The organism is Cytobacillus oceanisediminis, from assembly GCF_004366035.1.
In the GTDB taxonomy this organism is placed as follows: Bacteria; Bacillota; Bacilli; order Bacillales; family Cytobacillaceae; genus Cytobacillus; species Cytobacillus oceanisediminis_C.
In genome coordinates, this window is sequence record NZ_SOEE01000005.1 from 16,110 (window position 1) to 28,916 (window position 12,807).

At 37.4% G+C, this 12,807-nt stretch carries 11 protein-coding genes and 1 pseudogene; 3 read left to right on the forward strand and 9 right to left on the reverse strand.

What is annotated here, in order from left to right:
* Positions 1 to 104: 104 nt before the first annotated feature.
* Complete coding sequence (locus DFO72_RS13400) at positions 105 to 668, forward strand: class D sortase (RefSeq protein ID WP_243856157.1); 564 nt, start codon at positions 105 to 107, stop codon at positions 666 to 668.
* Between the two features lie 140 nt (positions 669 to 808).
* Positions 809 to 1,300 carry a hypothetical protein gene (locus DFO72_RS13405; RefSeq protein WP_243856158.1) on the forward strand — a complete coding sequence of 164 codons (492 nt, stop codon included), beginning with the start codon at positions 809 to 811 and terminating at the stop codon, positions 1,298 to 1,300.
* Positions 1,301 to 1,386: 86 nt separating this feature from the next.
* On the opposite strand, the gene DFO72_RS13410 is transcribed toward DFO72_RS13405, so the two are convergent.
* The 4 genes and pseudogenes from DFO72_RS13410 to gloA2 all read right to left on the reverse strand — a co-directional run bounded on the left by DFO72_RS13410 (position 1,387) and on the right by gloA2 (position 6,096).
* Positions 1,387 to 1,602, reverse strand: coding sequence for a hypothetical protein (locus DFO72_RS13410; protein ID WP_113882170.1), 216 nt, complete (start codon positions 1,600 to 1,602; stop codon positions 1,387 to 1,389).
* A 340-nt stretch (positions 1,603 to 1,942) separates the two neighbouring features.
* A complete protein-coding gene (locus tag DFO72_RS13415) occupies positions 1,943 to 2,185 on the reverse strand; it encodes a DeoR family transcriptional regulator (protein ID WP_166672483.1) in 243 nt (80 codons plus the stop codon).
* Positions 2,186 to 2,413: 228 nt separating this feature from the next.
* Positions 2,414 to 4,504 carry an S-layer homology domain-containing protein gene (locus DFO72_RS13420; protein WP_113882172.1) on the reverse strand — a complete coding sequence of 697 codons (2,091 nt, stop codon included), beginning with the start codon at positions 4,502 to 4,504 and terminating at the stop codon, positions 2,414 to 2,416.
* A gap of 1,206 nt (positions 4,505 to 5,710) precedes the next feature.
* A pseudogene (gene gloA2 / locus DFO72_RS13425) lies at positions 5,711 to 6,096 on the reverse strand (SMU1112c/YaeR family gloxylase I-like metalloprotein).
* A 335-nt stretch (positions 6,097 to 6,431) separates the two neighbouring features.
* On the opposite strand from gloA2, the gene DFO72_RS13430 reads away from it, so the two are divergent.
* Positions 6,432 to 7,019 carry an SGNH/GDSL hydrolase family protein gene (locus tag DFO72_RS13430; protein ID WP_113882173.1) on the forward strand — a complete coding sequence of 196 codons (588 nt, stop codon included), beginning with the start codon at positions 6,432 to 6,434 and terminating at the stop codon, positions 7,017 to 7,019.
* Between the two features lie 34 nt (positions 7,020 to 7,053).
* Here DFO72_RS13430 and DFO72_RS29765 read toward each other — a convergent pair whose 3' ends face one another.
* The 5 genes from DFO72_RS29765 to DFO72_RS13455 all read right to left on the reverse strand — a co-directional run bounded on the left by DFO72_RS29765 (position 7,054) and on the right by DFO72_RS13455 (position 12,806).
* The gene (locus tag DFO72_RS29765; protein ID WP_208326891.1) at positions 7,054 to 8,790 is read right to left on the reverse strand and encodes a glycoside hydrolase family 26 protein; all 1,737 of its coding nucleotides are present in this window, start codon (positions 8,788 to 8,790) and stop codon (positions 7,054 to 7,056) included.
* Positions 8,791 to 9,032: 242 nt separating this feature from the next.
* Positions 9,033 to 9,683 carry a class D sortase gene (locus tag DFO72_RS13440; RefSeq protein WP_113882174.1) on the reverse strand — a complete coding sequence of 217 codons (651 nt, stop codon included), beginning with the start codon at positions 9,681 to 9,683 and terminating at the stop codon, positions 9,033 to 9,035.
* A 1-nt stretch (position 9,684) separates the two neighbouring features.
* A complete protein-coding gene (locus DFO72_RS13445; protein ID WP_166672484.1) occupies positions 9,685 to 10,710 on the reverse strand; it encodes a processed acidic surface protein in 1,026 nt (341 codons plus the stop codon).
* A gap of 194 nt (positions 10,711 to 10,904) precedes the next feature.
* A complete protein-coding gene (locus DFO72_RS13450) occupies positions 10,905 to 12,128 on the reverse strand; it encodes an ABC transporter permease (RefSeq protein ID WP_113882176.1) in 1,224 nt (407 codons plus the stop codon).
* The gene (locus DFO72_RS13455) at positions 12,129 to 12,806 is read right to left on the reverse strand and encodes an ABC transporter ATP-binding protein (protein ID WP_113882177.1); all 678 of its coding nucleotides are present in this window, start codon (positions 12,804 to 12,806) and stop codon (positions 12,129 to 12,131) included.
* Between the last annotated feature and the right edge of the window lies 1 nt (position 12,807).

The following is a 12,807-nucleotide window of genomic DNA, read 5'->3' on the forward strand; positions in this document are numbered from 1 at the left end:
CCTTTAATGTAAAATTTTACTATTTCTATTTATATATGAAATATATACTATAAATAGGAAGCTGTATATCGCGATTTTTGTCGTAAAAAATATATTTTTTAAGGGTGATAGAGTTGAAATATGCGGTCCTATTTTTACTGCTCGCAGGATCTGTTCTAACAGGCTATTCATTATGGCAGATACGTGATTCACATGTTCAGACGGAGGAAAAAAAAGAAGAAGCAATGGAGATTTTAGAAGCTTCAAAAACTGAACCCATCAGTTTGGATTTTCAGCCGAACGAGACAATTGGCCTGCTCACCGTTCCAAAGCTGCAAAAGGACATCCCCATTATCGAAGGAACGGATGAGGAGCAGCTTGCAGTCGGTGTGGGGCATTACCCCGGAACGGCATTTCCCACCCAAAAGGATCAGATTGTGCTGTCCGGGCATCGTGATACAGTCTTCCGGCAATTTGATCAATTGGAGTTAGGAGATATCTTCACTGTAAAACTCCCTTATGGAGAGTTTTCCTATGAAATTTATGATACGAAAATAGTCGATGCAGATGACCGCACAATTATAAGACGCACAGCTCCCGATGAGATCCTGACTGTAACAACCTGCTATCCCTTCAGCTACCTTGGCGATGCACCCCAAAGATTTATTTTTTATGCGAAACCCCTATAATACTAGCAATCACACAGAGAACACCCAAATAAGGTGTTCTTTTTTCTGTATTTCATCAATATTGTACTGATCCACATATTCTCAGCACCTTTTCTCATTTATCCACCCACACCCGAATAGGATAATAGTAAACAAACTATATGCGTAAAAGGAGCGTTATCCATGGGATCAAAAAGACATCAGCAGAATACAATCCTAAAAATGATTTTGGGCTCATTGTGGCGGTTATGATCCTGTTTGCTTTCAAACTCCTATTCTCATCATCTGAGAAGGGATCGAAAGACCTCGCTGAAGAATTCTATTCATATGAACAAAAGGGAGAATTCTCCTCCTCATGGGAGCTCTTTCACTCCAATATGAAGAAGAAATTTTCAAAAGGACACTATATCCAGGACCGCGCCTACGTTTTTATGAATCATTTTGGTGTAGATACTTTTACATATACTCTAGGCAATCCCGAAAAGCTTAAATCCTGGAGAATGTCCAAGGAGGACACTGCTATCAAGGAAGTTTACAAGCTTACTGTCATCCAAACGTTCAAAGGGAAATATGGTAATTTTGATATCGAACAGGACATCTTTGTGGGGAAAGAAAAAGATGAATGGGCAATTCTGTGGGATTATAATAAGTGACTATAACAATGAGCAGCTAAGCTAAGATCTAACCCCTAAACTCAAATACTTCTACAAAACTAATCGGTCTCAATTGTGTTCTTTTTTTACTGCATGGCAGCTGTTCTTTTGGACACTTTAAATAGATTGTCGAGGCATTCTTTCTTAATTCTTTCGTGGCAGATGAAGTCATGGCGGATTTCTTTTTCCAGCTTTGATACGATTTCTTTAATATGTTTTTCTTTATTTTTTAATTTTTTATTCGTAAGATGCGTATCAATCTTTTGTTCAAAATATTCTACTGTTCCAAATAAAGGTCTCATAGATGCTCACCTCTTTCTTTAAATTTATCGCTCTTTAAAACCAATTCCCTTTAGAGCGCCTATCAAACCGAAAAAATTTTTCCAGGTTAAACTTTTTTAAGTTTCGACATGGAATTCAGAAATTTCCCAGGAAAACATTTATTTCAGCAAGAATTTACAACTATGTATAAATTACTTCTCTTCAGGGTGTTGAAAATTACATGTTCCTATTTACCTAAATAACCCTTCCTTTTAGGTAATATTATAGTCGAAGCTTTCAATCAAAACGTTTGATTGAAATGTACCTGCCAGATGTTTAAGTGTAAAGCCGCCCTATTAATCGGACGGCTTTTTAATTCCCCTATGTATTCCTAACCTTCAGGAAATAACCTTTTTCCACACGATTATAGGCAACGCTGTTAACTAACGTATTGTATTTATATTTAGAGTAATAGATATTTATTTCTTTCAAATCTCTATGTATCGTTTTTTCACTTACTTTAAAGCGTTCTGCTGCTTCTTTCTTTCTTATTATTTCCCCATTATTCAACATTTCAAATAGAGACAAAACACGTATCGTTTTTTTGAGTGCTTCTTCAATCACCTCTTTTACTCCCTCCATCTAATATATTTAGGGAAATAATAACATGTTTTTAGTTCTTTTATCATATAATTAATCTTTTATTATCTTAACTATGTGTAAATTCTTTCAATTTAAACAAAAAAAAAGCTTAGCAAAGCCAAGCTATCTTTAATCCTTCCTGTATAGATTTTTCCTTCTTTTATAAAAACTTTTAATAAGAAGGGACACCTCACGGTCATTGACCATTTTTTATTTTAGTTTAGAAATATACTCGAACATTTCTCCACCTTCACTGATCGTATACTTTACGTAATTATCACTGGTTGTCCATAAACCTAACCTGAACGAAATACTAATACCAAAGCTTCCATTAGGCTGGATTTGTGTCTCTATTCCTTCACTTTCAAAATCCGTTTTAGTAAACCTGCTGCGCAATGAGGTATCTTCAAATACTTCCACTTTTTCAACCGTCACTGTTTTATTGTACTTGTTGTAAAAAGAAGTACTGATGCCCTTTATTTCATTGTTAATTGTTACGTTTGCATATGTGTTAAACTGCAGAATTGGCTTATCGCTAACTGTAATGACAGACATCGCTTTTTTCCCATCTTCCGTCTGAACTGTAATTTGTGCAGTACCTTCACCGACGGCAGTTACAGTTCCATCATTAGCAACAGTTGCAATAGACAGATTGCTGGATGTCCATGTAACCGGAATCTCTGTTGGCTGTTCAGGAGTAATGGTCGCTGATAACTTAACTGTCTCTCCTGTTTTAAGAATATAGCCGGAGTTATTTAAAATAATTCGGCCATTGATTAAGTAATCCATTCTGCTTTCAGCACTTTTAAGCTTCGCTAAACCTTGGATTTCAGCATCTTCTTTAATAGAGAATACCTTATTAACAAGAGCTCGAGCATGCTCAACATCCTCTTTATCTTCTATTGATACTTTCTCAGGAAGAGCTGCAATGGCTGCCACTGCATTTTGAATGGCAGGTGTAAGGGCATCATAACTGACGACTGCTGTATAGGAAAAATCCTTATAAGTAAAGGTAATTTCATTTTCACCATGGTTAAGCACCATTTCAAGGTCTATTTCAGCTGTACTGCCATCATCAAATGTCACGGAAATGGTATCTTCATCAACAGCCTTTATGTCTTCAATTTTAGGAGGCAATGCTTCAATGATTACTGTTTTTGAAACAGCCCTTGATGCCTTTCCTTTTCGGTATGCAATCACACTGAAAGTATGCTCCCCTGGCTGTAATGGCTGGAAAGTCAGTGTATATGTACCGTCTTGATTCAGCTTAGCTTCAGTCTTAGCATTTTGATTAAGGGATATCTTTACAGCATCTGCATTCACTGTTTTTCCCGTTACAACAACTGAGTTATCCTCACGAATGTCTGCCTGAACTTCTTTAACTTCAGCAACGAGTTCAACGATATCTACAGAATCCTCCAGCTGAACTTTTCCTTTATCATCAAGGAAGAAAATTTTATATTTACCCGGCGCCAACTCATCAGTGGTAAGTGTAAATTCACCATTTAGTGCAGGTGCTTCTAAAACGATTTTTTCTTGCTCAGGCTTAGTTGTATTTGAAAGAGTAATCTTGACTGTCTTAATGCCTGTTACTTTCCCGTGGAAGGTCAACGTATTGTCTTTATTAATAACCCTGCTCATTTCTATGATTCGTGATGGCTTCTCAAGTGTATCTCCAACCGCCCAATCAGTTTCCGTTAATAGCTTGGCAAAGTCCACTCGCCGAACGTTGTTATCTGGAGAAAATGTGGTTAAAGTGGTTCCATTAATCAGTTTATTTTTATAGAGTGTCTTAACGTAATTTTCATACCAGGCACCTTTTTTTAGATCTGTAAATGGCACGCTCGCTTTAGGGTCAATTTTCAAGCTATAAGCATCCACTACCAATTTAGCAAACTGAGCACGTGTTAGCTTATCATTAGGGGCAAATTCAGTAGAACTCACTCCTTTAATTAAACCTTCTGAGTAAAGGGCATTAATATACTTTGTATACCAGACATTATCTTTAACATCTTTAAAAGGCGTTTTCGGTGCACTTTCAGCATCCAGCTTAATAATATTAACAATCATTTTGGCAGCTTCCGCACGGGTTACATGGCCACCTGGATCAAAAGTGCCATCTGGCCTGCCCTCAATGATGCCTCCTTCATATAAAGCATCCACATACTGTGAACCTGTATCCACATCTGAAAAGTGAATGGATTTAGCAAATCCGGCTGCTGGAGCAAATGAACCAGAAACTAGCGCCACAGATAAAGCCGCTGATAAAAGCTTTTTCCGAATCTTTGGCCGATAAGTCATTTTATAAATTCTCCCTTTTTTATTGCCCTCTGATCACTATTTTCTCTCTATAAAAATATGTATAAAAGGATCAAAAAGCTTATAGTTTTTAGGAATAGTCCCTTAATAAGTTTAATAGCAAGCAGAAATTTTCACAATACTAAATATTTATTAATTGGCAGTTAAAGTTATTTGAGTGATTCTTTTTATCTATAAAAACACTTCTGATTAATGTGGTACAACCAGGTAGGGATGATCACAATTTTTAAAAGATACACCTAGGCTATTGAAAAACATTAAAAATCCTTGCTGTAAATTTGCAAGGTTCAATTTCATCAATTATATTGTAGAATTGTAAATGCGTATTCGGGTTTAGACACCATTTTAAAGCACCTTTCTGATATACCCTTATCATCGGATTAGAGAAGCTCTTATACTTTTTCTGGTTTGAATATATAATTCCAAGGTTAAAAACTTTTTGAAATATTAGACCCATCTAAATAGAAAGATAGTTAAAAATAAACCTTTTGGGGGTACTACTATTTGAAAAAATTATTTTTTTGATGGTTTTCATAATATCCACTTCTTCAAAACTTATTGCTTGTCAATCGAAAGAAAACTACTGAAACCTCTGCTAAATCAAAAAATAATATCAATCAACAATGATTTTAAAAGCATTAGTATTTCAAAAACAAAAGGTTCCAATGAAATCACCTTTGATGACAAAAAAACCTTAAAAGCCTTTCAGGACATCTTTTCAAATGCTATAAGAGAACCTGGTATAGTTGATATAGCTGAACCTGAATTTAATTGGATGTCGTTTAGATAAGAATGTTCAACAAAGTTATATCTATGGATAGGCGAAAAAGGACAAAGAAGCCATTTATTAAAACAGAAGATACAAATACTATCTATACAGTTCAAATGATATGATAAATTGATTGAATTAGTAGAATTCGATTTAATTAAGACTTTGCACGAGGTCTTTTTTATGCACTTCTTAGCATTTCAACAGTAGTGTTACTGGACTTTTGACAGGCTGGTGCCTCCAATGAAGAAGAACGGTACAATCATCAGCCATTGATTAAACATGGACATACTTTTAATTGTTATAGCGTAGACGAAAAGTGGCAGGATGAACAACCATTTCAGATCTATATTTTGGTACAGGTGTATGGAGATGCACGTGGGGGTCCAGCAACATTAATAACACCAATTTTTTTGTATCTAAGCCTCATATATCTCAATCGGCAGCCCATCTGGATCTTTAAAAAATGTGAACCTTTTATTTGTATAAGGGTCAATTTGTACCGGTTCTGCTTTTATATCTCTTGCCAGAAGATATGTAGTCCATTCCTCAATATCCTCAACCTCAAAAGCTAGTGGCGGAGGCCCACTGCTTCAGGATAACTTTGGCGTTCCGGAGGATTAGGAAATGAAAATAGCTCTACCTGATAAGAACCATTAACTCCAAGGTCCAATTTATACGATTGCCGCTCTTTCCGATAGACTTCACGTAATACTTGTAACCCAAGGATATCTACATAAAATAACCTGGACTTTTTATAATCACTACAGATAATAGCTATGTGATGAACACGATTAAGTTTCATATAGACCTACTAATATAAAAGATTTTCCAGTTCTAGAAGGAAAGGACTTAAATCTATTCTTTATCTAGACTCGATGCTTTCCCTAAAAACGTCCTTTTGTGAAAAATAAAAACCATGCTGCAAATTAGTAAGGTTCTATATTAATCAACAACCTTGGTTTATTCTATGGTAAGCAGGTCTTTTTAATTTTGCCATTAGTTATAATTGGAAATGGATCACTCCTTTTCACTTCCAGTTGGCCGCTAAACTCAGTAATCTTTCCTTTTCGGGATTGGCTGGATCTGCAGATTCAATATTTTCGACTGCAGGAGCACTAGAATTTAGGCTGTTAAAGCGTGGAACTGTTATTCAATAAAGCTCTGGATGAACAACGTGCTTATACCATTACCATACTTGGATCTAACTCACTTGGGGAGGGGTCTGATTCCTGGCCAGAACTTTTAAAGGCAGAGCTCCAGTCTGCGTACGGGAAAGACCTTATTAAAACTAAATCTCTCTCCTACGATATGACATCAAGTCAATTTGTTAATCAAAATATGGGAGATCTTCTCAAAAACCCTGGCGATTTGATTCTCTTTGAACCTTTCACCTTGAATGACAATAGGGAAGTAGAAACAAAAGACGGTCTGGAAAACATCGCTTTTGTTATGGGTGAAGTGAAAAGCAAACATCCAGACAGCACGTTTATCCTGCAGCCCCCTCATCCGCTATACGATTCGATTTACTATCCGACAGATGTGGAAGAGCTGAAGGAATATAGTGAAGAAAACTCAATTCCTTATCTGGATCACTGGGCTGCCTGGCCGGAGCTGGATGATCCTGAAATGAAAGAGTTTCTAGCCCCCGACAACAGCCAGCCAACCAAAAAAGGCCACCGTGTATGGGCGGACTTCTTAATCGATTATTTTATTCATGGAGAGTAGTCATCCAGACTAAGCCGCTTCGAACCGGCTTAGTCTAATTGGTAATTTGAATATGCAAATCTCCATCTATTAATTTATTCTCCACTTCAAAAGCGGTTAATATTTCTCCAAGGGGAAGTCCCTTTATCTCTCTTTTTTCAAAAAAGGCTGCTTTATCAATCTTCAAATTCTCCTGGTTCACTTCTATGCTTTTGCCATTATAGGTTACTTTCATTGATTTTCCTCTATCCTCTTTAACATCCATGTTTAAATAATCCCGTACAAACTTATAATCAACATATAGCTCTCCGTCACAGTAAAAAAAGAAGTCTCTGTACGAATAAACCTCGCTCTCAGCTGGTTTTACCTCTATTTTTGATAGATACTGATCCGCTTTCACATTGGCTGCATATGCATTCAGGATGCTTTTTTTCTCCGTAATGGCGTAATTATTGATTTTCCTGCCTTCCGGTGCATTCACGAGATTATTCACATCAAAATAGTAAACAAATTTAACCCGGGGATATAGTTCAGGAAGATATTTATACATTCGGGTTATCTTTTCAACTGCGAAATTATCATGGTGCTTCCCGTCTGTCACAGTGTAATTAGTTGCCCCATATTCTCCTATGACAATGGGCTTTTTATGGCTATAGGTATTATAGACGTAGTCCAATAAACGCAGCGGGTCTTCAAAATCCGACTTTTCTTCGATTTTATCATTGTGATAGAAGACGTTATAAATATTGACGCCAACATAGTCGACATATTCATCACCCGGATAGAAATCATCGATCGCTGCTTCGGGCATGGTAAAGACATTCCAGAGCATCATGACGTTAGGGGCTTCTTTCTCCATCACATCATGGACCAATTTCCATTTCTCGATGTATTGCTCGGAATGACCGGAATAAAAGGTCCAGGTTCCATTCATTTCACTGGCATAGCGCAAAAGGATCGGAACGTTTAATTCACCGGCATCCTTTGCGAACTGTCTTAAATACTCATCATCCTTTACTTCATCCAGGCCGTTATTCGGCTCCCATGCTACCTGAGGGAACCCGCCTGCTGCTATGACCTCTTCAGCCCAGTCCTTGGGGAACGGTTTACCATAACCGACATATTTGAAATAAGAGGCATGTGTCTTCCCTGTAAGCTTGTTGAATGTATTCATGCTAGCATCGATGAATTCATCCTGCAAAACATACCCGCCCGGGTAAATGCCGCTTCTCGGTTCGTATTTTTCGGCTGGCACATTGTCCTTATGTACATAAATCGTTAAACCCAATTCCTGATCCTGAGGCTTTTTGGCCTGCTCCTCCGGACTCTTAATGGAGACAGTGTTCGTTTGTTTATCATAAAAGAAGCCGATTTGAAATCCCAACCTCTCGACAGACACATCGGGGATATAGATAGTGTCATTTATCCTTTCATATCCACACAGCTCATCCTTAGTCTGACTGCACTTTTGAATAAATCCATTGTCATATATCAGCCTTTTATCTTTATATCGAATGGTAAGCTGATTCTCTTTTTTCGCTGTTTTTAATGATGTGATGGCTTCTAAATCAGGCAGGGAAATATAGAGGGTGTTGTTTTTTTCACCAATAGGATGAAGTAACTTATAATGATTGCCGTCATATACGACATTGTCAGAAAATCCGCCTTTGAGCTCTTCGCTATTTTGTTTGATTCTACTCAAAATTTCTGCAGGCTCTATAATCACGATTCCAAATAAGATAATGATGAAAAATGCGGTCACAACCGAGAGTACTAGCTTTCGTTTTGACATCCTTTAAAATCCCTTCTTTACAAGTAATTGATCAAAAGGCTTACGGGCATTTTACTTACCCTCATTCTAACAATAGGCCTGATGAACCGCTGTAAAGATTCTGTTAATTTATAGCAAATGTTTGTAAATAGGATATATCATTGATAGTGTCTTTATTCATGACTGCAGAACTGCCAAATGGGGAAGGCCGCATTACAAAGCACGCAAAAAAGAGAAAAGGCTTCAGCCTTTCCCCTTATCCTTTACTTTTTAGATACAAGATGAGCCACCAAAATGTATCTCTGTGGTGCATCCCCGATAAAATCAAATGGGTAGCAGGTTGTAACGGTCAGCATGGCACGAGGCTTAGGGACAATGACCGTCCTGTCGTCCGCGTCCACAATCCGCACCTTATTTACCCGGTACTCAAAGGTGCCGGCCTTTGTCGTTACTTCCAGCATATCTCCTTCTCCAACTTCACCTAATCTTCTGAAGACCGTATCCCGGTGACCGGATAGGACAGAGTTATCTTTTTCGCCTGGCATGACACTGCCGGCATAATGCCCTACCCCTTTTTCCAGCTCATCTTCATCGGTTCCGTGAATGATCGGCAGAACAGACTTGATTTTGGGAATATACAATTCTCCGATTTCCTCGCCGATTCCCGGCTTTTCCTGGTATAAAACCTTCTCTTCTTCTTTCTCGATGCTGCCTGCTGCAGTGATTTCTTTCTTTAGATTTATTTCTCTTTCAGGCGCATTCATCTTGTAGGAGATATACCCTTTTCCCACTTTATAGGCGCTTGTCGTGGTAAACCAAAGTCCCAGCGCAATTAAGCTCAAGCTGAAGAAAAGAAGAAGCAGCCGCTTTCTGTGGCTGACTTCTCTTCTCTTTCGGCTACTCCGTTGCCTCATATTATCTGGTCCTTACTCTTCGGAATAATGTCGTTCCGATCACAATGGCAAGGAATCCAAGAACACCGTATATAAGATTGTTTGAAGCTGTATTTGGCAGCTCTCCGCCTTTTACTGTTTTCTTTTCAGCAGAAGGTTTTTTCACCTTTTCCGCCGCATTTGTTATATCCTTGCCTGTTTCTTTAACCAAGTCTGAATCAAACATTTCACCTGTGATGATAAGATCTGCCAGAAAATCGCCCGCTAGATTATAGATGCTGACTTTCAGTTTGGCATTGATCAATTCTTCCATATTCATCAGTTCAAACAGAGTCAGGTTCTTCTCTGTATCTTTTGTGATGAGGGTATACTGAGCTTTCACCTGATAGATTGAAAGCAGTTCATCAAAAATGGACAGCAATTCCTCAACCTGAGCTGAAGTCAGATCATCTGTCACATCGAACTCTCCAATGGCCATCATCCGATAAGATAAGTCCTCCAGCCGCTGCATAGTCTCAGCACTTAAAAGGTCATCCTCTATAGAAAGGAGATGATTCTTCAATCTCCCAATCTCGTCATCTGTTAAATCAAATTCAGCCTTAAAAACTTCTAGAAGTTCCAGAATCATTTCTTCATCTACCAGCTCTTCTTCATCCGCTGTATAAAAAAATACGCTCTCGTCAAGGTCACCAACGAAAATGTAATCCTCTAATTCCTCACCAAATTCCGCAAGCAGGCTTCTTAAAGATTCTTCATTCAATTCATATTCATCATAGATAAATTGAATGTTGCTTAAATCGGCTTTGATGACTTCACCAAGGCTGTCACTTAATTCTTGTACAGTACTATAATCTTCAAGTGTTTCGTCATACAAGGAAAGAACCATTTCAATATCTTCCTCCGTGACATCAAAACCTCTGATAAAGCTAATGTCATTTAAGTACTGCTGGAATTCTTCCTCAAATTCCGGACTTTGAGCTGACGCGGCAGGGATAAATAAACTGAAAATTAAGACAAAGACAGTTAAGATTACGCCTAATTTCCTCATGATCTTCCTCATTTCACCATTTTTTTAATACTTCTCTATTATATTTCCTGTTCCTATTTTTTACAATATACAAAATGAGAGATTAATAGACAAATAAAAAAGAGAAGCAGTTGACTGCCTCCCCTAGTTTAAATCCTCTATCTTCCCTTGTTCTTTCCACAACAACCTTTGGACCCGTTTTCTTGATAGCCACCCTATTCAAACCTAAAAGCTTCTACAGGTTTTAATTTGGCTGCCTTATTAGCTGGTATTATCCCAAATATGATCCCTAAAATCACTAAAAAGCTTAGAGCTGCTATGATGATAATAGGTGAAAAAACAACTTTCCAGTCAAATATTAAGGCAATCACTGAAATTGAACCATAAGCAAGAATGATGCCAAGTATGCCTCCCAATAAAGTAAGCATAATGGACTCAATCAAGAACTGAAATAAGATTAGGCCTCTTGTTGCCCCCAGTGCTTTTCTGATTCCAATCTCTTTTGTCCTTTCTGTTACAGAGATAAGCATAATATTCATAACTCCGATCCCGGCAACAAAGAGAGAGATACCTGCTATTCCTCCAATTAATAATGTGAGCGTATTGGTTAATACGGAAACCCCTTTTTTCATTTCTTCAAGGTTCAGTACTTCAAATTGCCCGGTAAATTGCTCTCCCTTGTTTTTATTCAAGATATTCACGACTTCTTTACCTGCTGATTCCATATCTTCTACAGAAAAAGCCTCCACTTCAATTGTATCTATAGATGAACTTTTGAATATATTTTGATACAGCTGCAGCGAGACAATCATTTTATTGGTGTTTAAGCTTAAAGCATTGTTTGTTTCTTTATACACTCCTGCTATTTCGACTGGATACCCATTTACATTTATAATTGATCTAATGATCTCCTGTTTCACTTTGTTTCCTAATAACTCCGATTCTAATTCTTCAGAAATAATTGCACTGGATTTGCCGAATTGAAAATCAAAAGGCGTAAGGTTTTTTCCCTTAATAACTTCAAACCCTTTATTATTAAAGGAGGTTTCCTCAATCCCCAGAAGATCAGCCTGCACTATTTCATTCTGCTGACCTTGCAATTTTATCGTATTTGTATTAGATAAAATGAGATTCTTCACCTTTTCACTTTTTCTAATCTCTATTATATCTGTCTCGGAGATTTTTGGAGATTCATTTACATTGACATCTATTAGTGAAGTGTCTCCTTCTCCGGCAAATGGGTTGTAATTAATGCTGACAATATTTCCGTCTGGTCCTGCAAATTGTGATTTTAATGAAGCTTCAGCCATTTGTCCCATTGTTACAATGATAATGATTGAAGCGACGCCCACAATAAGTCCCACAATCGTAAGTATGGATCTTAATTTGTGGTTAATGATTGATTTCACCGCAAACCGTATACTTTCAAGGGCTTTCATCTAATTTCTCCTTTTATCATCTACAATTTGCCCATCATTCAAAACAATTGATCTTTTTGTTTGAGCTGCAATATTAGAATCGTGTGTAACTATAATACAAGTGGTTCCTTCTTCATTTAATCTTTTAAATATCCTCATTACTTCAATACTTGTTTTCGAATCTAAGGCACCCGTGGGTTCATCAGCTAAAATTATTTTAGGTTTGTTGGCTAAGGCTCTTGCAATAGCAACTCTTTGTTTTTGTCCACCTGACAACTCACTTGGCTTATGGTTCTTGAATAATTCCAATCCTAAGTCTGATAATAATTGACTTGAAATATTACGTCTTTCCCTAAAATGAGTACCCTTATAAATTAAGGGGACAGTCACATTTTCCAAGGCGGTCAGGTCTGGGAAAAGGTTGAAGTTCTGAAAAACGAAGCCAATATAATCATTTCTCAGTAATGCTAATTCTTTCTCGGACTTTTCGCTTATAACCTTATTATCCAATAAATATTCACCTGATGTCTGAGAATCCAGGCACCCGATTATTTGCATTAAGGTACTTTTTCCGGAACCTGATCTTCCCATAATGGAAACATATTCACCATTCTCTACTGTTAAATCGATGTCTTTCAGAACATTTATTGTTGAGCTGCCCTGGCTATATAATTTACAAATTCCTTTTAGTTCAATAATT

What these genes read in the sequence shown, in the direction of transcription:
- DFO72_RS13420 (WP_113882172.1), bottom strand. Translation starts at nt 4,504, where the DNA reads ATGACTTATCGGCCAAAGATTCGGAAAAAGCTTTTATCAGCGGCTTTA.
- DFO72_RS13405 (WP_243856158.1), top strand. Translation starts at nt 809, where the DNA reads ATGCGTAAAAGGAGCGTTATCCATGGGATCAAAAAGACATCAGCAGAA.
- DFO72_RS13450 (WP_113882176.1), bottom strand. Translation starts at nt 12,128, where the DNA reads ATGAAAGCCCTTGAAAGTATACGGTTTGCGGTGAAATCAATCATTAAC.
- DFO72_RS13445 (WP_166672484.1), bottom strand. Translation starts at nt 10,710, where the DNA reads ATGAGGAAATTAGGCGTAATCTTAACTGTCTTTGTCTTAATTTTCAGT.
- DFO72_RS29765 (WP_208326891.1), bottom strand. Translation starts at nt 8,790, where the DNA reads ATGTCAAAACGAAAGCTAGTACTCTCGGTTGTGACCGCATTTTTCATC.
- DFO72_RS13410 (WP_113882170.1), bottom strand. Translation starts at nt 1,602, where the DNA reads ATGAGACCTTTATTTGGAACAGTAGAATATTTTGAACAAAAGATTGAT.
- DFO72_RS13440 (WP_113882174.1), bottom strand. Translation starts at nt 9,683, where the DNA reads ATGAGGCAACGGAGTAGCCGAAAGAGAAGAGAAGTCAGCCACAGAAAG.